Source organism: Virgibacillus xinjiangensis, from assembly GCF_042643145.1.
GTDB lineage: Bacteria > Bacillota > Bacilli > Bacillales > Amphibacillaceae > Virgibacillus_O > Virgibacillus_O xinjiangensis.
The window spans coordinates 130,365-147,051 of sequence record NZ_JBHRSA010000031.1 but is presented as its reverse complement, the minus strand read 5'-3'; the positions used below and the strand labels follow the sequence as shown (position 1 = coordinate 147,051).

The window sequence follows — 16,687 nt, the reverse complement described above, 5'->3', positions numbered from 1 at the left end:
TATGGAGACTTTAAAGGTTGGAAGGGCCTCGTTGACATGGTTGGATGGCGGGGTTAATTTTCTTGATGGCGGCGCGATGTTTGGTGTTGTGCCGAAACCATTGTGGGAAAAGAAATATCCGAGTAATGAAAAAAACCAGATTGAATTGAGAACAGATCCAATTCTTCTGCAGTTGGATGGGAAGAATTACGTGATAGATACAGGAATGGGGAATGGGAAGCTGACAGATAAGCAGCGGAGGAATTTTGGTGTACTGGAAGAGTCTACGGTGGAACGTTCACTGCTTAAAATAGGGCTGACTTTGGAAGATATTGATGGCGTCCTGATGACCCACCTGCATTTTGACCACGCATGCGGTTTGACCAGCAAGGAAGGTAGCAAATATGTGCCTGTGTTCCCCAATGCTGTCATTTATACTTCTGAGGTGGAATGGGAAGAAATGAGAAATCCTAATATCCGTTCGGTCAATACCTATTGGGAAATGAACTGGAAGCCAATTACCGAGCAGGTACAGACATTTGAAGAGGAAATGGAGGTAGCTGATGGCCTGCGGTTGATACATACCGGAGGGCATAGTGACGGACATTGCATACTGGTTTTCGAAGAAGGGGATGAATGTTTTATCCATATGGCAGATATCATGCCGACCAATGCGCACCAAAATAAATTATGGGCGTTAGCCTATGACGATTATCCCGTGACCTCGGTCCACCAGAAAGAAAAGTGGATGGCTTTCGGCTATGCCAGGAAGGCGTGGTATACCTTCTATCATGACGCTTATTACCGTGCCTTGAAATACGATGCGTCCGGAGGAATCGTAGATGAAGTGAAACGAGAGAGAGATCCATACCAATGATCAAAAAATAGCTGCATAACGCAGCTATTTTTTCATTTAGGAGGTTTGGATCGAATCGATGACCGCACCTGTTTCCGTATCCACGTAAAATTCATACTGCTTATTCTGTCCATCGATGTTCCGGGTCACACCCCCACGATAAGCTTGGTAAAGCAAACCGTTCTTTTCTACTTCTTCCGGTTTCATGTAAATCCAGGAACCGCTGATCGGCCCATTTTTTTTGAAGGTTTCTTTCGCATGTTTGAGAGCTTTTTCCGGCGTAACTTTCTGGTAAGCATCAACTGCTTCCTTGGCCAAGTAGCCGGCAGCAGCCCCCAGCCCGGCCGCAAGCATTATATTCCTCTTGCTCATTTGTCATCACCTCTTGCAATAATTTAGTCTTCTCTGAATCGATGAGTACTTCAACATCAAGTATACCCTAAATAATTTAAAATAGAAAATATTACAGCTATAATCGACTGGTGGTGGAAATGATTGGATTCCGCAGTTATACTGGGTATATGAATGAAAAGTAGAGGTGGAACTTATGAATCAGGATACGTTAGATCTATTCCGAAATCTAACAGAATTGCCGGCTGCTCCTGGCAACGAGCATGCGGTAAGGAAATTCATGCGAGCAGAACTGGAAAAATACTCCGATAAAGTCATTCAAGATAACCTTGGCGGCGTATTCGGTGTCAAAGAGGGCAACGGACCCAAGGTGATGGTAGCAGGGCATATGGATGAAGTGGGGTTGATGGTCACTCAAATTACCAAAAATGGCATGCTTCGTTTTCAGCCGTTGGGAGGCTGGTGGAGCCAAGTTCTATTGTCCCAACGTATGCAGATAATTACGGAAAACGGCCCGGTTGTGGGAGTGATTGGATCGATTCCGCCCCATAATTTGACGGAAGCACAAAGGAATAAACCGATGGAAATCAAAAACATGTTGATTGATATTGGTGCGGACGACCGGGAGGATGCTGAAAAGATCGGTATCAAGCCTGGGCAGTCAATCGTTCCGCTTACCCCATTCACTCCCATGGCAAACAGCAAGAAGATATTGGCGAAAGCCTGGGATAACCGATATGGTTGTGGGCTGGCAGTAGAACTGCTGAAGGAGCTACAGAATGAGACGACCCCAAACCAGCTTTTCTCTGGTGCGACTGTTCAAGAGGAGGTTGGCCTCCGAGGGGCACAAGTGGCGGCCCATATGATACAGCCTGATATCTTTTATGCTTTGGACGCCTCTCCGGCTAATGATGCCGATGGAAATGAACAGGAATTCGGACAGCTGGGCAATGGGGCGTTGCTTCGAATTTTCGACAGATCCATGATCACTCTGCCGAAGATGAAGGAATTTATTCTAGATACAGCCGAGAGCAATAATATACCGTATCAATATTTCATTTCCCAAGGAGGGACGGATGCCGGAAAAGTACATTTGGCTAATGAAGGTGTTCCATCAGCAGTCGTCGGCATTTGCTCTCGTTATATTCATACCTCTGCATCAATCATCCATGTAGATGACTATGCAGCGGCCAAGGAACTGCTTGTAAAGCTTGTAAAGGAAACCGATAAGGGTACAGTTGATCAAATCCGAAGATATGCATAGCAATAAAGGAGAGTTACATTGAAAATAATTGTCGGATCGAAGAATGAAACGAAAATCGGAGCGGTAAAAGAGAATTTTGCTCAGGAAGAAGTCATCACCGCGGATGCTCCATCACTCATTCCTGAACAGCCTTTTTCTGATGAAGAAACAAGGAGCGGGGCAGTCAATCGGGCGATGGGCTGTTTCAAATATACAAACGGAGATCTGGCGATCGGTTTAGAAGGCGGTGTGATGGAAGTTGACGGGAGATTATACCTTTGTAACTGGGGAGCCCTAGTTACCAGGGATGGGAAAATTCATACCGCCAGTGGTGCACGGATCCTGCTGCCTGCGATAGTCACCAGACAATTGAAAGAAGGACGAGAATTGGGTGACATCATGGATTCTTACGCCAAAAGGGAAGGAATAAGGCACAGGGAAGGTGCCATCGGGGTTTTCACGAATGAACAAGTTACAAGACAGGAAATGTTCAGTCATGTAGTGAAACTGCTCCGCGGGCAGTGGGAATTCGGAAGCTAAAAAGCAGCGGTGCTCCGCTGCTTTTTCATTCGAAAATGTACTGTAGTACTTCCAGTGCTTGGTCCACCGTTTCCACCGTGACATTCGCCTTATTGGAAAGTTCCTTTAACGGATGGATGAGAGATTCCGGCCGGACAAGGATGGTAGGTTTATTCAAGGTCAGCGCTGCACTGGCATCCATTGCTGTGTTCCATTGTTTGTATTTCTCACCGAACAAGGCAATCACTACATCTGACTTCTGCATCAAAACCTCCGTGCGCAAATTGTTGATGCTTGAGGCAGCGTCATCCCTGTATAGGTTATCCGGTTGGTTGCCAAGGATTGCTTCTCCAATATCGTCAGATCGGTCATGATTGGTTTGTGGAGCAACAAATTTCAACGGGAGTCCTTTTTGTTTTGCCTTTTCTTTCAACTCCTCCCGCCAATTATCATGAATTTGCCCTGCTAAGTAAACCGTCAATTCCATAAAAACCCTCCTATTTATATCATCATATCTCAAGTTTAAACAAAAAAGGGAAAATTGGAAAGAAATTGATATGTGGAACGAGAAAACGATGATTGCAATCTTTTGCCTTTCCAGGGGAGGAAATCATATAATTGATACCGATTATCCATATAAAAGTCTGAATAAGGAAGTGGAACCATGCTTACATTGGAAAGTACAACGCAGTTTGAAGAGTTGAAGAATCAAGGCAAAGTCATTATGCTTTTTACAGCAGGATGGTGTCCGGATTGCCGCGTCATCGAACCTGAACTGCCGGAAATAGAGAAGGAGTATCCTGATTATACCTTTGTAGAAGTGAACAGGGATGAATTCATCGAACTTTGCCAGGAATACGATATATTCGGTATTCCAAGTTTTCTTGCGTTCCGACAAGGGGAAGAAACCGGGAGATTTGTCAGCAAGGATCGTAAAACAAAAGAGCAAATTAAGCAGTTTATTGACGGGCTTCCTGATTGATACTGCCAAAGGAGTTGTTGCAAGGTGAAAATGACCAGTATAAAACTGAAGAAAATACTGGAAGAAAGGCTGGCTGAAAAGAAATACCGCACCTCTTACGACAGAGACAAGGATACACTGCGGGTTGAATGGCAGGATACAGGGAAAGGGATGACCGTTTCTCTGCCAAGCATTATAACCAAATATAATGAACAAGGCGAAGCTGCAATAGATGAGTTGGAAGAGCATATCAATGAGGCATTGCATGTCATGAACCAGGAAGTTCAGCTAAAAGGGAAGGAAAAAAGCATCTATCCAGTCATTCGATCGACATCTTTTCCTCAAGAGACAAAGGGTGGAGCCAAACTAGTTACAAAAGAACATACAGCAGAAACGAGAATCTATTATGCGGTTGACCTTGGCAAATCCTATCAGTTAATTGATGAGACTCTCTTGGACAAGGAAGGGTGGACGAACAACAGGCTGGAAGAAATCGCTTCTTTTAACCTGCGATCTCTATCTGTAGACTATAAAAAAGATACGGTCGCCGGAAATGACTTCTATTTTGTTGCGAATCAGGATGGGTATGATGCCAGCCGGATCCTCAATGAAGCTTTCCTGGAGGAAATGAAGGCTAATGCAAAAGGTGAAATGGCAGTAGCCGTTCCTCATCAAGATGTCCTCATCATAGCTGACGTCGAGAATAAGACCGGTTATGATATACTGGCACAAATGACCATGAAGTTTTTTGCAGAAGGACGGATACCGATTACTTCATTGGCTCTGGTTTACGAAGATAAAAAGTTGACACCAATCTTTATACTTGCAAAAAACCGTCCGGAAAATAAATAAGAAAGAGTGAGGATTATATGTTTGTTTTTCATAACCCTAGAGGAGTCGGAGATGTGTTAATCATTCCGTTGAAAGAAGGGGACCGGTACGAAGTTTCACATGAATCGTATGGTCCTATTGTCCGAATAACCGGCAAGGGAGGGGACGTCCTTGGCTACAATATCTTCCGCGCAAGCGAGCACCTCAATTTGCAAGGGGCAGGGAAAATCACACTGACTGATAAGTTTTTGGGTGAGTTAGAAGCACTTTTCAAAGAAAATGGGTTGGAAGACTCCCTTGACTTCGATCTCAGCCCTAAGTTTGTTGTCGGATATGTAGAAACGAAGGAAGGCCATGAAAACGCAGATAAATTGAGCGTATGTCAGGTGGATGTCGGTGACGAGCAGCTCCAAATTGTATGTGGTGCCCCAAATGTAGAGAAGGGACAGAAAGTGGTCGTGGCCAAGGTAGGAGCTACCATGCCGAGTGGGATGGAAATCAAACCCACAGAACTCAGGGGCGTACCTTCGAATGGTATGATATGTTCCCAAAAAGAGCTCGGTATCCCGAATGCACCAAAAGAAAAGGGAATATATGTATTGGATGATTCTTACAAGACAGGAGAAGCATTTGACTTTTAGGCTGAAAAACAACCTGAGTAATAAGTTACGAGGGTTGTTTTTTCATGAAACCAGTGAGAACCCATATTCAATTTACAGGGGAAAACTGATAAAATAATCCTCATATGGAAATTAAGAATAATAGAAATGAGTGAATGTTTGTGTGGGAGAAATGGTACAAGAAACTAAAAGGCCTATTTGGAGAAGAAGAGGAAGTACAACAGGAAAATGAACAGGAACCGGGTAAGAAGTCAAAACCCGGCTACAGCAATCTTCAGGCGAAGACAGTGTATCAATATCCGGAAAACAAATCCTTCCGCTTCCCTGTCATCCCTGATGAAGAGAAGCTGCAGACCAGTGGTAGACCTAGGAAAAAACCGGAGCCTCCCAGATATAAGCAACCAGAAAAGAAAGAGGGGAAACAAGAAGACAAGCATGAGAGGAACTATACAGAAAGTGAAAATTTCTTTAGTTCCCCTAAAGAAAAGCAAAAGATGGAACGAAAAATTTATAAGAAGGACCCAGAAGTTCCTTTTGAACCTTCAGACGTTCCTTCCCCTATCTATGGTTATCGGAAAGATAAGGACTTGGCGAGTGTTCCTACCTTTGTCCGAAAGAAAGAAGACAGGAAAGAGGTGCAAGAAGAGAAAACTCCAGAGAACGAGCTATTACATACAGGAGAAGGCTTTTCACCGGAAGAACAGGAATTGGACCAGGACAATGAGATTCATTCTCTTCTTCGTTCATCCAGACAGATACCTGAAAGTGCCCAAGACAATGAGGAAGAAGAGATAATAGACGAAGATCCTCGGGATGTGGAAGAAGAGATAATAGAGGAAGATTCTCAGGATGTGGAAGAAGAGATAATACAAGAGGACCATCACCAGGATAGTTACACATCCTCTTACGAAGAAATGGACCCTACAGCAGGAACCGACCAATCGCAAAGATTGACTGAGGATGAGATGGGAATTAAAAAGGAAGAGGCTGAAAAAAAACAGCAGACCCGGGGAGAAGAGAAGCTCTCACCTGCTCCTACACTCAAGGCAGGAGAAGATAAAAGGGCAGAAAACTCCTCTGCAGACCGGCCGAATAGCACCACTCCTTTTAATGTCATTATGACACCAAGGGATAAGAAAAGGCAGTTTGACCGCGAGAGAAAAGCAGAACAGGAGAGACGGAAGGCGGAAATCAGAAGAAGCCAGGATAGACAGAAGCAGCAAATCACGTCCATCCCTTACCATCTTTTGGACGATCCTGTGCTTAAATCGAATGAGGACGCTAAATGGGTGGAAGAGCAGCAGAGATTGCTAGAACAAACCCTGATACATTTCAATGTGAAAGCGAAGGTGGTCAATGCTACACAGGGTCCATCGGTTACTCGATTCGAGGTCCAGCCGGAGCTTGGTGTGAAGGTGAGCAAGGTCAAGAACCTCAGCGATGACTTGAAGTTGAATATGTCCGCTAGGGATATTCGCATTGAAGCACCGATCCCCGGCAAAAATACTATAGGGATTGAAATACCGAATCCCAAAGCCGAGATGGTCGGCCTTCAGGGCGTCTTTGAAACAGAAGCTTTCCAAAGAAGTACTTCCCCGTTAACCATCGCATTGGGTGTCAGTATCGAAGGGACACCTTTGGTCACGAATATCCAAAAAATGCCGCATGGACTGATAGCAGGTGCCACCGGGTCGGGTAAAAGTGTGTGCATCAATACCATTTTGATCAGCATGATCTATAAGGCTCACCATGAGGATGTGAAGTTTATGCTGATTGATCCGAAAATGGTGGAATTGGCTCCATATAATGGGATACCTCATTTGGTCTCTCCAGTCATAACAGATGTCAAAGCTGCAACTGCTGCCCTGAAGTGGGCGGTAAAAGAGATGGAAGACCGATATGAGAAATTTGTGGAAGAGGGCGTTAGGGATATTGAACGATATAATCAAAAAATAACTGATCAGAACAGACTGCAAGATAAAATGCCGTATATCGTCATCGTAATCGATGAGCTGGCAGATCTAATGATGGTCTCTCCTCAAGATGTAGAGGATTCCATCAGCCGAATTGCCCAGAAAGCACGTGCCTGTGGTATCCATCTGCTCTTAGCCACACAACGGCCTTCCGTCGATGTCATTACCGGGCTGATCAAAGCGAATATCCCGACCAGGATCGCTTTCAGTGTATCTTCCCAGGTAGATTCCCGGACCATCCTCGATACAAGTGGTGCTGAGAAACTGTTGGGCAAAGGGGACATGCTGTTCATAGAAAATGGGGCAGGGAAAAGCATACGGCTTCAAGGCCCGTTTGTCTCCGATGATGAAGTAGAGCGGGTGACAAGTCATGCGCGAAGTATTGCTGAACCTGTATACCTGTTTGAAAAAGAACAGCTCCTTGAGCAGGCAGTCATTGATGAAGAAGAAGACGATTTACTGGAGGAAGCTATGCAATTTGTTCTTCAGCAGAACAGTGCAAGCACCTCCTTATTGCAGAGACATTTCAAAATTGGCTATAACCGTGCCGCACGGCTGATCGATTCTCTTGAGAACAGAGGGATCATTTCCGGCCAGAATGGAAGTAAGCCGAGAGAGGTCCTGATTAGTCCGTCCCAGGCCGAGTAGAAAAGTTAAAAGCCTTGTGATACAGCTGGAATTTATATAAGATAAAGGAAGAATACAGTTAAGGAGTACTTAATAATGAAGGAAATAGAACAGAAGCTTTCCGGTAAAATCGAAAGACTGACGAACAAGACGTTCAAATTTGATGAACGGATCAAAGAGGGATGGTTCTCTGCCGTCTATTTTTTGAAAACCAAAAAGATTGCAGAGGAGAAGCTGCCCGATAATTATATTACCATGCAGTTTTTTCAAAAAGAAGAAGCTGTTCTGTGCGGGACGGATGAAGCAATTGCCCTCCTGCATACCTTTGCAGACAGACCGGAAACGTTGAAGATCCATTCACTGAAGGATGGAGACAAGGTGAAGCCTTTTGAAACAGTTATGACCGTTTCCGGCTCTTATCAGCAATTCGGCTATCTGGAAGGAATCATTGATGGAATTCTTGCGAGAAGAACATCCGTAGCAACGAATGTATACAATGTGGTAAAAGCAGCTCGAACCTCCGGCAAGCAGAAGCCTGTCATTTTTATGGGAGATCGTGATGACCATTATACGCAGCAGGCAGGAGATGGTTATGCAGCATTTATCGGAGGCTCCACCGCCCAGGCAACCCATGCGATGAATGAATGGTGGGGAAAAGAAGGGATGGGTACCATGCCGCATGCCTTGATCCAGATGTACCGGGGAGACATTGTAGCAGCGTGCAGAGCGTATCATGATATGTTCCCGGAAGATGAACTTGCTGCTTTGGTTGACTATAATAATGATGTCATCACGGATTCCCTGAAAGTTGCAAGGGAATTTGGAGATGATTTGAAATCCGTTCGGTTGGATACTTCCCGTACGTTGGTCGATAAATACTTCTTAAGGAATCATCACCTTATGGGGACTTTCGACCCTCGAGGTGTCAATCCCGAGTTGATCTTCGCTTTGAGGAAAGCCTTGGATGAAGAAGGATACTCCCATGTACAGATTGTCGCTACTGGCGGTTTCAATGAGACGAGGATTGCAGAATTCGAAAGGGCTGGTGTACCGGTTGATATTTACGGCGTAGGCAGGAATCTGTTGAAAATTAACATTGGCTTCACCGGTGATAATGTACTGTTGAACGGGACACCAGAGGCTAAGGAAGGCCGTCGTTACCGTCCGAATCCGAGACTGGAAGAAGTCAAGTATTACGGGGACGTATAATAAACGGATCGTTTATTTTGTTCCTGTATAAATTCTGATATAATATGGCAATATCATTGGCATTTTAGCTGAAACAGTGAATATGTAAGGGTTCGTTTAATCCTTTTCATGTTAATTTGGAGGTTCTTATATGACAACTTACCATTTTATTGGTATAAAGGGAACTGGAATGAGTGCCCTAGCACATATTCTCCACGATTCGGGGGAGACGGTGCAGGGTTCCGATATAGAAAAGGTATTTTATACACAGAAAGCCTTGGAAGAAAAGGGCATTCCAATCTATCCCTTCTCAGAAAATAACATCAAAGAAAATTATACGGTCATTGCAGGAAATGCCTTTTCAGATGACCACCCGGAAATACAGGAAGCCAAAAGGCAGGGAGTTACTTATTACAGGTATCATGAGTTCCTCGGTGAGTGGCTGAAGCAATACACCAGTATCGCCGTTACAGGTGCACATGGCAAGACATCCACGACAGGGCTTTTGGCGCATGTGCTGAATGAAACCTATCCTATTTCCTATTTGATTGGAGATGGCACAGGCAAAGGGCATGCGGATAGCGACTACTTTGTGTTCGAAGCATGCGAATATCGGCGTCATTTCCTGAAGTACGAGCCGGATTATGCCATCATGACCAACATCGACTTCGACCATCCTGATTATTTTACGAGCATTGATGATGTATTCGATGCCTTCCAGTCGATGGCGGATCAAGTGAAGAAAGGTATTATTGCATGTGGTGATGATGAGAAACTGCAGCAAATCCAGGCTAAGGTTCCTGTTGTCTATTATGGATTCCTCGACACCAATGATTTTCAAGCACAAAATGTGAGGGAAACAGAAACAGGAACCGAATTTGATGTCTTTGTAAGAAATACATTTTATGACACGTTCACCATTCCGATGTATGGGAACCATAATGTATTAAATGCCCTGGCAGTAATAGCCATTTGCCACTATGAAGATATCAACACCGATGCAATCAAGCAATTAAGCAGCTTCAGAGGTGTCAAACGCCGTTTCACAGAGAAACAGGTGGGAGATCAGCTATTAGTGGATGATTATGCCCATCATCCCAAAGAAATAACGGCTACCATCGATGCGGCACGTAAGAAGTATCCTGAAAAGCAGGTAATTGCCATCTTTCAGCCACATACATTTACCAGGACGAAAACCTTCCTCCAAGACTTTGCTGATAGCCTGAACCTGGCTGATCACATATACCTGTGTGATATCTTCGGGTCTGCAAGGGAACAGTCTGGAAAGCTGACCATCAATGATTTGAAAGAGTTGACAGACGATGCGGTGGTCCTTGAGCTGGATGGCATAGGTGTCCTGCAACAATATAAGGATAGTGTATTGATCTTTATGGGGGCTGGAGATATCCAGAAATTCCAGGAGGCCTATGAAAATTACCTCAAGGTCAATAAATGAATTGAAAAAAGAGTCTGCAGTAGAGAACAGGCTCTTTTTTCACATTTTCAGTTTGTACATAAAAACTTGCGGAATCAGCAGGATTTTAGGACAGGCCTGTTGAAATATATGTATAGGCCTCCATATCAATAAGGTTTGAAAGCTGTTAAATAGGGGTATCATTTATAAAGGTATTTTGGAATTATTACGTGCATTAACCATGAAGCCCAAACTATACCTGACATCATAACAACTAAAGGAGTGGTAACACATGGAAATCATGCTTTATATCGCTGCATTGATCGCTGCAATCGCCTTCGTGGTTCTCGTGGTATATGTGGTCATAACCTTGAAAGCAGCCAAAAATACGATGAACGAAGTTTCTACAACCCTTGACGATTTGGATAAGCAGATTCGGGGAGTTACAACAGAGACCACCGAACTGTTAAATAAAACGAATAAACTGGCAGACGATATGAACGAAAAGTCTTCCAAACTGGATGGATTATTTGACGGAGCTAAAGGAATCGGTGAAACGGTCAAGGATTTCAATCTGTCTCTGCAGCAATTATCCAATAGTATCTCACGGACCTCCGCTCAAGACGATGAAAAGGTGTCTCAAGCGGTTAAATGGGGTTCAGCCATCATGGATATGGTGAATAAAAGAAAAAAATAAAGGGAGGAATTACTGATGGGAGAAAATAACAACCAATCCAACAGCACCATCAACACAAAAGATTTTGTCATTGGCACGTTGATTGGAGGAATCATTGGCGCAGGAGCCGCATTGGTATTGGCACCGAAATCCGGCAGGGAACTGAGAGGGGACATCAATCAGGGAGCCAGCCAGGTGAAGGGCCGTGCTTATGAGTGGAAGGATATCGCAGCTGAGAAAAGCACCAATTGGAAAGACCGTGCATATACCACAGGGAGTGAACTGAAACGGAAAGCGATGGATACAACCACCAATGCTTCCGCTAAAACCAAAGACCTGACGAAGACATTCCAGGACAGGTTCACCAAAAAGTCCGCAGATCAGAAGGAAGACGGAGAAGTAGGAGTATCCGATGCCCCAACAGAAGAATATATCGAGGATAGTGAACAGCTGAAAAACGTAGAGGTATAAACCTAACAATGCAGCTCCGCTGGCGGGCTGCATTGTTTTTTTAGCCTCATGAAAAATTTTCGGGCAAAATTCGGGATAATTTGACTGAAATTTATTTGTTAACCGAAAATATGAAAAAAAATTTAACTAAGTAATGACAAAGCATTTTATCTTCGTTATAATGGTTTCTAATTATTGAAATTATATATGAATAAACAATTAGGGGAGTGGAGTTAGATGAGCCAAAATGAAATGGACCAGCTAAGAGGCCGATTAGACGAGGTTAACCTCGAAATTCTCAACTTGATCAACCAACGTGCTGAGCTTGTACAAGAAATAGGGCAGATTAAAACCAAGCAGAGCATGAACAGGTTTGATCCGGTTAGGGAAAGATCCATGCTCGATCATATCACGGAACATAATGATGGCCCTTTTGAAAATTCTACCATTGAGCATATCTTCAAAGAAATTTTCAAGGCTAGCCTTGAATTGCAGATCGATGATAACCGTAAGGCCCTTCTTGTTTCCAGGAAGAAGAAACCTGAAGACACAGTGATCGATATCAAGGGAACCCAAATTGGCAATGGTACTGCACAGTATGTAATGGGTCCATGTTCTGTAGAAAGTTATGACCAAGTGGAAAAAGTGGCCGAAGCGGTCAGCAAAAAAGGGGTAAAGCTTTTCCGTGGTGGTGCCTTCAAGCCAAGAACTTCTCCATACGATTTCCAGGGACTTGGAGTAGAAGGATTGCAAATTTTGAAGGAAGCAGCAGACAAATATGACTTGGCTGTTGTAAGTGAAATTGTAAATCCTGTACATATTGAGAAAGCTCTTGATTATGTGGATGTGATTCAGATTGGTGCAAGGAACATGCAGAACTTCGAACTTCTGAAGGCTGCTGGGGATGTCAATAAGCCTGTTCTCTTGAAACGTGGATTATCTGCGACGATTTCCGAATTCATCAATGCAGCAGAGTACATCATCTCCCGCGGAAATGAAAATATTATCCTATGCGAGAGAGGAATCAGAACTTACGAAAAAGCGACAAGGAATACACTGGATATCTCAGCGGTTCCAATCCTCAAAAAGGAAACACATTTGCCTGTCATGGTGGACGTGACCCATTCCACTGGCAGAAGAGATATTCTTCTGCCGGCTGCAAAAGCAGGCTTGGCAATCGGTGCAGACGGAATCATGGCAGAAGTACATCCAGATCCGGCTGTTGCCCTGTCAGATTCTGCTCAGCAAATGGATATTCCAATGTTCAATACGTTCATTGATGAGTTGGATAAAATGAAAAACAGGCTCGAATACTAAAATCGGTCATCAATTGTTATGAAGGCTGGTCCCTCACCAGGGGGATCAGCCTTAAATTTTTGTAATTTATTTCATGGTGGAGTATGATATAGGAAAAAGAGTTCGTTTGAATCCAGGAGGTAAAGACATATGACTGTAACTATATATGACGTAGCAAGAGAGGCCAATGTTTCCATGGCCACCGTGTCCAGGGTGGTTAATGGAAATCCGAACGTAAAGCCGACAACCAGAAAAAAGGTGTTGAATACCATTGAAAAACTGGGATATCGTCCGAATGCAGTAGCCCGCGGACTGGCTAGTAAGAAGACGACAACGGTCGGAGCCATTATTCCGGATATTTCCAGCATCTTCTTTGCTGAGCTTGCCAGGGGTATTGAAGATATAGCTACGATGTATAAATACAATGTCATTTTAAGCAATTCCGATCAAAATAAAGATAAGGAATTACAACTGATCAATACCATGCTCGAAAAGCAAGTCGACGGCATTCTGTTCATGGGAGGCAACATAACGGAAGAACACATTCAACAATTTGAGAGTGCATCTGTACCGGTTGTCCTCGCTGCCACCTATGATGAAAGCGGAAAAATTCCGTCGGTGAATATTGATTATGCAGAAGCAGCATATGAAGCAACTAAATATTTAATTGACAATGGCAATTCCCATCCTGCCTTCATATCAGGGGAGGAAGATGAAAAAATCAATGAACTGAAATATCAGGGATATTTACGAGCTCTTGAGGAAGGAGCTGTCCAACTGAATGAGAATATGGTTGTAAGAAATGGCAATTATTCTTACGATTTCGGCAGAGAAGCAATTCAACAGCTTTTGGAAAATGAGAAGCCAGGTGCAGTATTCGTTGCTTCCGATGAAATGGCATTGGGAGTGATTCATGGGGCACAGGATCAAGGTTTTAGGGTGCCGGAAGATATCGAGGTGGTCGGTTTTGATAATACAAGGCTAGCAACCATGGTAAGACCAACACTCTCTACTGTTGTGCAGCCGATGTATGATATTGGAGCTGTAGCCATGCGGTTGTTGACAAAATATATGAATAAAGAAGAAGTTGAAGAGAAGAAGGTGGTACTGCCCCACCGGATTGAAGAAAGGAACTCGACAAACTGATAGATAAGATATCACAGCGTACATCTAAGATGAGTGCTGGAATGGAAAAAACGGAGCCGACCCTCAATAGTCAGCTCCGTTTTCGTTTGTCGCAGGAAGTTGGGTATATTTCAGAAGACTGGCCAGTAATTTATTATTTTTTTCGGTAATATCCGGTCTTCTTGGAATCTCTGGGACGATCTCTTTTTTATCTTCCCAATGTACAGGTAACGGGGTGGGTGATTGTTTCTGCCATTTGCCAAGCCATTCCGCAGGGATGTCACCTGCTTCCGGCTTCCCGGTTTTCATGACATTCCATATCTGACTCCAGGCCCTTGGGACCACTCTCCATATGTCATAGCCGCCGCCTCCAAGTGCAATCCATCTTCCATTGCAATATTCATGGGCAATTTGATGGGCAGCTTGGGGGATCTTTTCATAGATTTCCATGGTCGCACAAAGATGTGTCAGCGGGTCATAGCAATGGGCATCTGCTCCGTTTTGTGTAATGATCACATCTGGCTGGAAATATTCCGCAATGGCTTTCAGTGCTGTTTCATACACTTGTAGAAAAGATTCATCTTCTGTAAATGCATCGATGGGCAGATTGAAACTATATCCATGCCCTTCTTTGATTCCTCGTTCATTTACATTGCCAGTACCAGGGAAAAGATATCTGCCGGTCTCATGGATGGAAAAGGTGCACACATTGGGGTCATCATAAAAACCCCACTGTACCCCATCTCCATGATGGGCATCTGTGTCCACATATAAAACTTTCAATCCATATTTCTTCCGGATATAGTTAATGGCGATGGCACCGTCATTATAAATGCAGAATCCTGCCGCTTTCCTCTTGAACCCGTGATGGAGTCCTCCTCCCAAGTTCAGTGCGTGGGATGCTTTGCCTTCCAAGACACAGTCGACTGCTGATAAGCTTGCACCAACTAAGTAGGCGGAAGCTTCATGCATGCCGTTGAAGATGGGGGTATCTTCTGTTCCCAGACCGTACTCATAACCTTCTTCATCGGAGAGGAGGCCCATTCCTGCTTTTTTTACCGTCTCTACATAGTAGTGGTCATGAAATAAAGTGAGCTCTTCATCCGTCGCCATGCGTGGGGGGATAATGTCCCGTTTATCCAGCTGTCCTGCGGCTTCCAAAAGTTCCTTAGCCAGTAGGACCCTTTTTTGATTGAAAGGATGTTCCCGATGGAAGTGATACTTTAATAGATTCTCAGAATATACAAAGCGGGCATTGCAGCTCATGATTGGGACCCCATTACATTATTGGGCCACATCAATTCATATCCAGCCTCTCTCAGATCTCGGATTACCGGTGCGGGATTCATGGTCTGAATCCGGAAAACAAGTATTTTGAAAGATGGATCATCCTTAAATGGGTAGACCAATACCGAGACAATATTGGTCTTCCGCTTGCCAAAGATGGCAGTTACCTCTGGAAGAATACCGGGACGGTGAGGCACCTTTAATTCAATATGAGAACTCTGTACATGGGTTCCGGTCAACTGGATCAATGTATAAAGCATATCCTTCTCTGTGACCATCCCGACAAGTTTGTTGTTCTGGACAACTGGGAGGGCGGCAAATTCTTCGTCAAAGAAAATACGTGCGATATCTTCCACAAAATCAAGCGGGTGGATGGTAACAACCGGATGGCTCATAATGGATTGTATTTCATTTTCCAATTCATGTCTGTCGGCATCGGCTTGGAAAATAGAGGGAGTGGCATCCCGTACATCACGGTCCGAGACAATGCCAACAACTGCTTGCTGATCATCAACAATGGGAATATGCCTGATTTTATTCTCTTCCAGGAGGAGTTGAGCAGCAGCAATGCTAGCAGTTGGAGGTAGGCTGATCACTTCCGTCTTCATAATTTCTTCCACAAGCATTAGAAACCCTCCCTCATATTGCGATATTGATGCCTCTGCAGAAAACGCAGCTTATCGAATCTCTTCACAGATTCTTCGGGAACATTTTCTCCAATTCTCACCATCAGGCAATTGGCCGGGTGGGAGATGATTTCAGGATCATCCGTAGGTGCTGGGGTCAATCCTCCTGCAGCCATCATTTTTTCCATGACTTTACGATAGTCCCAGATACTCAGCCTTGTTCCATCCAAATCCCAATGCCAGTAGTATTCCGTGGAGATGATGATGTAATTTTCCATGTATTCATCCATCATGGAAACTTTCAACAGCTGGGAAGCTACACCATCTCCACGATAACGAGGGATGACCTCGATCGCTCCCAATTCAATGAGGTCTTCCATGTTGAATTCCGACCATCTCTCCAACGGGTCGGGGTGTAAAAAGGTTACATAGCCAATGATGGTATCTGCTGTCCTGGCAATGATGATACGCCCCTCCGGGAAATCGGCAATTTTTATCAACGCCTCAAATTGTTTGTCAGCCGGACGAAATGCTGTCAATTGTTCATGAAAATGGTAGGTACTCAACTCTTCTGGTTTCACAGGACCCTCTATGGTTACCGTTTCATCTTTGGTTTCCCAGGACACGGTATACGGGGTCTTTGGATGTTCCATCCCTTCACCACC

At 44.2% G+C, this 16,687-nt stretch carries 18 protein-coding genes; 13 read left to right on the top strand and 5 right to left on the bottom strand.

Features of this window, described 5'->3' with window-relative positions; genetic code table 11:
- Position 1 precedes the first annotated feature (1 nt).
- Positions 2-856, top strand: a complete 855-nt coding sequence (locus ACFOGI_RS07825; RefSeq protein ID WP_390271008.1) for a YtnP family quorum-quenching lactonase — start codon at positions 2-4, stop codon at positions 854-856.
- 36 nt (positions 857-892) lie between these two features.
- On the opposite strand, the gene ACFOGI_RS07820 is transcribed toward ACFOGI_RS07825, so the two are convergent.
- Positions 893-1,207: a PepSY domain-containing protein gene (locus ACFOGI_RS07820; protein WP_390271006.1), complete on the bottom strand. Its 315-nt coding sequence runs from the start codon at positions 1,205-1,207 to the stop codon at positions 893-895.
- Positions 1,208-1,382: 175 nt separating this feature from the next.
- Between ACFOGI_RS07820 and ACFOGI_RS07815 the strand changes: the two genes are divergently transcribed.
- The gene (locus ACFOGI_RS07815; RefSeq protein ID WP_390271003.1) at positions 1,383-2,450 is read left to right on the top strand and encodes a M42 family metallopeptidase; all 1,068 of its coding nucleotides are present in this window, start codon (positions 1,383-1,385) and stop codon (positions 2,448-2,450) included.
- An 18-nt stretch (positions 2,451-2,468) separates the two neighbouring features.
- Positions 2,469-2,969 (top strand): DUF84 family protein, encoded by a 501-nt coding sequence (locus ACFOGI_RS07810; protein ID WP_390271000.1) that lies wholly within the window; start codon positions 2,469-2,471, stop codon positions 2,967-2,969.
- A gap of 25 nt (positions 2,970-2,994) precedes the next feature.
- Here ACFOGI_RS07810 and ACFOGI_RS07805 read toward each other — a convergent pair whose 3' ends face one another.
- Positions 2,995-3,435, bottom strand: a complete 441-nt coding sequence (locus tag ACFOGI_RS07805) for a YtoQ family protein (protein WP_390270997.1) — start codon at positions 3,433-3,435, stop codon at positions 2,995-2,997.
- A 177-nt stretch (positions 3,436-3,612) separates the two neighbouring features.
- Here ACFOGI_RS07805 and ACFOGI_RS07800 point away from each other — a divergent pair, with 177 nt between their 5' ends.
- The 10 genes from ACFOGI_RS07800 (at position 3,613) to ccpA (ending at position 14,130) form a co-directional block, all read left to right on the top strand.
- Positions 3,613-3,930 (top strand): thioredoxin family protein, encoded by a 318-nt coding sequence (locus ACFOGI_RS07800; RefSeq protein ID WP_390270994.1) that lies wholly within the window; start codon positions 3,613-3,615, stop codon positions 3,928-3,930.
- A 30-nt stretch (positions 3,931-3,960) separates the two neighbouring features.
- Complete coding sequence (locus ACFOGI_RS07795; RefSeq protein WP_390271052.1) at positions 3,961-4,761, top strand: DUF1444 domain-containing protein; 801 nt, start codon at positions 3,961-3,963, stop codon at positions 4,759-4,761.
- 17 nt (positions 4,762-4,778) lie between these two features.
- Positions 4,779-5,381: a YtpR family tRNA-binding protein gene (ytpR, locus tag ACFOGI_RS07790; RefSeq protein ID WP_390270992.1), complete on the top strand. Its 603-nt coding sequence runs from the start codon at positions 4,779-4,781 to the stop codon at positions 5,379-5,381.
- A 134-nt stretch (positions 5,382-5,515) separates the two neighbouring features.
- Positions 5,516-7,981: a DNA translocase FtsK gene (locus ACFOGI_RS07785; RefSeq protein WP_390270989.1), complete on the top strand. Its 2,466-nt coding sequence runs from the start codon at positions 5,516-5,518 to the stop codon at positions 7,979-7,981.
- A gap of 75 nt (positions 7,982-8,056) precedes the next feature.
- A complete protein-coding gene (locus ACFOGI_RS07780) occupies positions 8,057-9,169 on the top strand; it encodes a nicotinate phosphoribosyltransferase (protein ID WP_390270986.1) in 1,113 nt (370 codons plus the stop codon).
- A 130-nt stretch (positions 9,170-9,299) separates the two neighbouring features.
- The gene (gene murC, locus ACFOGI_RS07775) at positions 9,300-10,604 is read left to right on the top strand and encodes a UDP-N-acetylmuramate--L-alanine ligase (protein WP_390270983.1); all 1,305 of its coding nucleotides are present in this window, start codon (positions 9,300-9,302) and stop codon (positions 10,602-10,604) included.
- Between the two features lie 250 nt (positions 10,605-10,854).
- Positions 10,855-11,259, top strand: a complete 405-nt coding sequence (locus tag ACFOGI_RS07770; protein ID WP_390270980.1) for a DUF948 domain-containing protein — start codon at positions 10,855-10,857, stop codon at positions 11,257-11,259.
- A gap of 15 nt (positions 11,260-11,274) precedes the next feature.
- On the top strand, positions 11,275-11,709 hold the full coding sequence (locus ACFOGI_RS07765) for a YtxH domain-containing protein (RefSeq protein ID WP_390270977.1): 435 nt from the start codon (positions 11,275-11,277) through the stop codon (positions 11,707-11,709).
- 216 nt (positions 11,710-11,925) lie between these two features.
- Entirely contained in the window at positions 11,926-13,005 is a 1,080-nt protein-coding gene (locus ACFOGI_RS07760; RefSeq protein ID WP_390270974.1) for a bifunctional 3-deoxy-7-phosphoheptulonate synthase/chorismate mutase, read from the top strand.
- Between the two features lie 129 nt (positions 13,006-13,134).
- On the top strand, positions 13,135-14,130 hold the full coding sequence (ccpA, locus tag ACFOGI_RS07755) for a catabolite control protein A (RefSeq protein ID WP_390270971.1): 996 nt from the start codon (positions 13,135-13,137) through the stop codon (positions 14,128-14,130).
- A 63-nt stretch (positions 14,131-14,193) separates the two neighbouring features.
- Here ccpA and ACFOGI_RS07750 read toward each other — a convergent pair whose 3' ends face one another.
- Genes ACFOGI_RS07750 through ACFOGI_RS07740 form a run of 3 tightly spaced genes read right to left on the bottom strand, consistent with a single transcriptional unit; the run spans position 14,194 to position 16,675 of the window.
- Positions 14,194-15,375, bottom strand: coding sequence for an acetoin utilization protein AcuC (locus ACFOGI_RS07750; protein WP_390270968.1), 1,182 nt, complete (start codon positions 15,373-15,375; stop codon positions 14,194-14,196).
- A complete protein-coding gene (locus ACFOGI_RS07745; RefSeq protein WP_390270965.1) occupies positions 15,372-16,022 on the bottom strand; it encodes an acetoin utilization AcuB family protein in 651 nt (216 codons plus the stop codon). Before ACFOGI_RS07745 ends, ACFOGI_RS07750 begins: the two co-directional genes overlap by 4 nt.
- Complete coding sequence (locus ACFOGI_RS07740; protein ID WP_390270960.1) at positions 16,022-16,675, bottom strand: GNAT family N-acetyltransferase; 654 nt, start codon at positions 16,673-16,675, stop codon at positions 16,022-16,024. The genes ACFOGI_RS07745 and ACFOGI_RS07740 overlap by 1 nt, the downstream gene beginning before the upstream one ends.
- Positions 16,676-16,687: the final 12 nt, after the last annotated feature.

Excerpts from the sequence above, each read along its gene's own strand:
- ACFOGI_RS07825 (WP_390271008.1), top strand. The coding sequence starts at position 2 with ATGGAGACTTTAAAGGTTGGAAGGGCCTCGTTGACATGGTTGGATGGC.
- ACFOGI_RS07820 (WP_390271006.1), bottom strand. The coding sequence starts at position 1,207 with ATGAGCAAGAGGAATATAATGCTTGCGGCCGGGCTGGGGGCTGCTGCC.
- ACFOGI_RS07815 (WP_390271003.1), top strand. The coding sequence starts at position 1,383 with ATGAATCAGGATACGTTAGATCTATTCCGAAATCTAACAGAATTGCCG.
- ACFOGI_RS07805 (WP_390270997.1), bottom strand. The coding sequence starts at position 3,435 with ATGGAATTGACGGTTTACTTAGCAGGGCAAATTCATGATAATTGGCGG.
- ACFOGI_RS07800 (WP_390270994.1), top strand. The coding sequence starts at position 3,613 with ATGCTTACATTGGAAAGTACAACGCAGTTTGAAGAGTTGAAGAATCAA.
- ACFOGI_RS07795 (WP_390271052.1), top strand. The coding sequence starts at position 3,961 with ATGACCAGTATAAAACTGAAGAAAATACTGGAAGAAAGGCTGGCTGAA.
- ytpR (WP_390270992.1), top strand. The coding sequence starts at position 4,779 with ATGTTTGTTTTTCATAACCCTAGAGGAGTCGGAGATGTGTTAATCATT.
- ACFOGI_RS07785 (WP_390270989.1), top strand. The coding sequence starts at position 5,516 with ATGTTTGTGTGGGAGAAATGGTACAAGAAACTAAAAGGCCTATTTGGA.
- ACFOGI_RS07780 (WP_390270986.1), top strand. The coding sequence starts at position 8,057 with ATGAAGGAAATAGAACAGAAGCTTTCCGGTAAAATCGAAAGACTGACG.
- murC (WP_390270983.1), top strand. The coding sequence starts at position 9,300 with ATGACAACTTACCATTTTATTGGTATAAAGGGAACTGGAATGAGTGCC.
- ACFOGI_RS07770 (WP_390270980.1), top strand. The coding sequence starts at position 10,855 with ATGGAAATCATGCTTTATATCGCTGCATTGATCGCTGCAATCGCCTTC.
- ACFOGI_RS07765 (WP_390270977.1), top strand. The coding sequence starts at position 11,275 with ATGGGAGAAAATAACAACCAATCCAACAGCACCATCAACACAAAAGAT.
- ACFOGI_RS07760 (WP_390270974.1), top strand. The coding sequence starts at position 11,926 with ATGAGCCAAAATGAAATGGACCAGCTAAGAGGCCGATTAGACGAGGTT.
- ccpA (WP_390270971.1), top strand. The coding sequence starts at position 13,135 with ATGACTGTAACTATATATGACGTAGCAAGAGAGGCCAATGTTTCCATG.
- ACFOGI_RS07750 (WP_390270968.1), bottom strand. The coding sequence starts at position 15,375 with ATGAGCTGCAATGCCCGCTTTGTATATTCTGAGAATCTATTAAAGTAT.
- ACFOGI_RS07745 (WP_390270965.1), bottom strand. The coding sequence starts at position 16,022 with ATGCTTGTGGAAGAAATTATGAAGACGGAAGTGATCAGCCTACCTCCA.
- ACFOGI_RS07740 (WP_390270960.1), bottom strand. The coding sequence starts at position 16,675 with ATGGAACATCCAAAGACCCCGTATACCGTGTCCTGGGAAACCAAAGAT.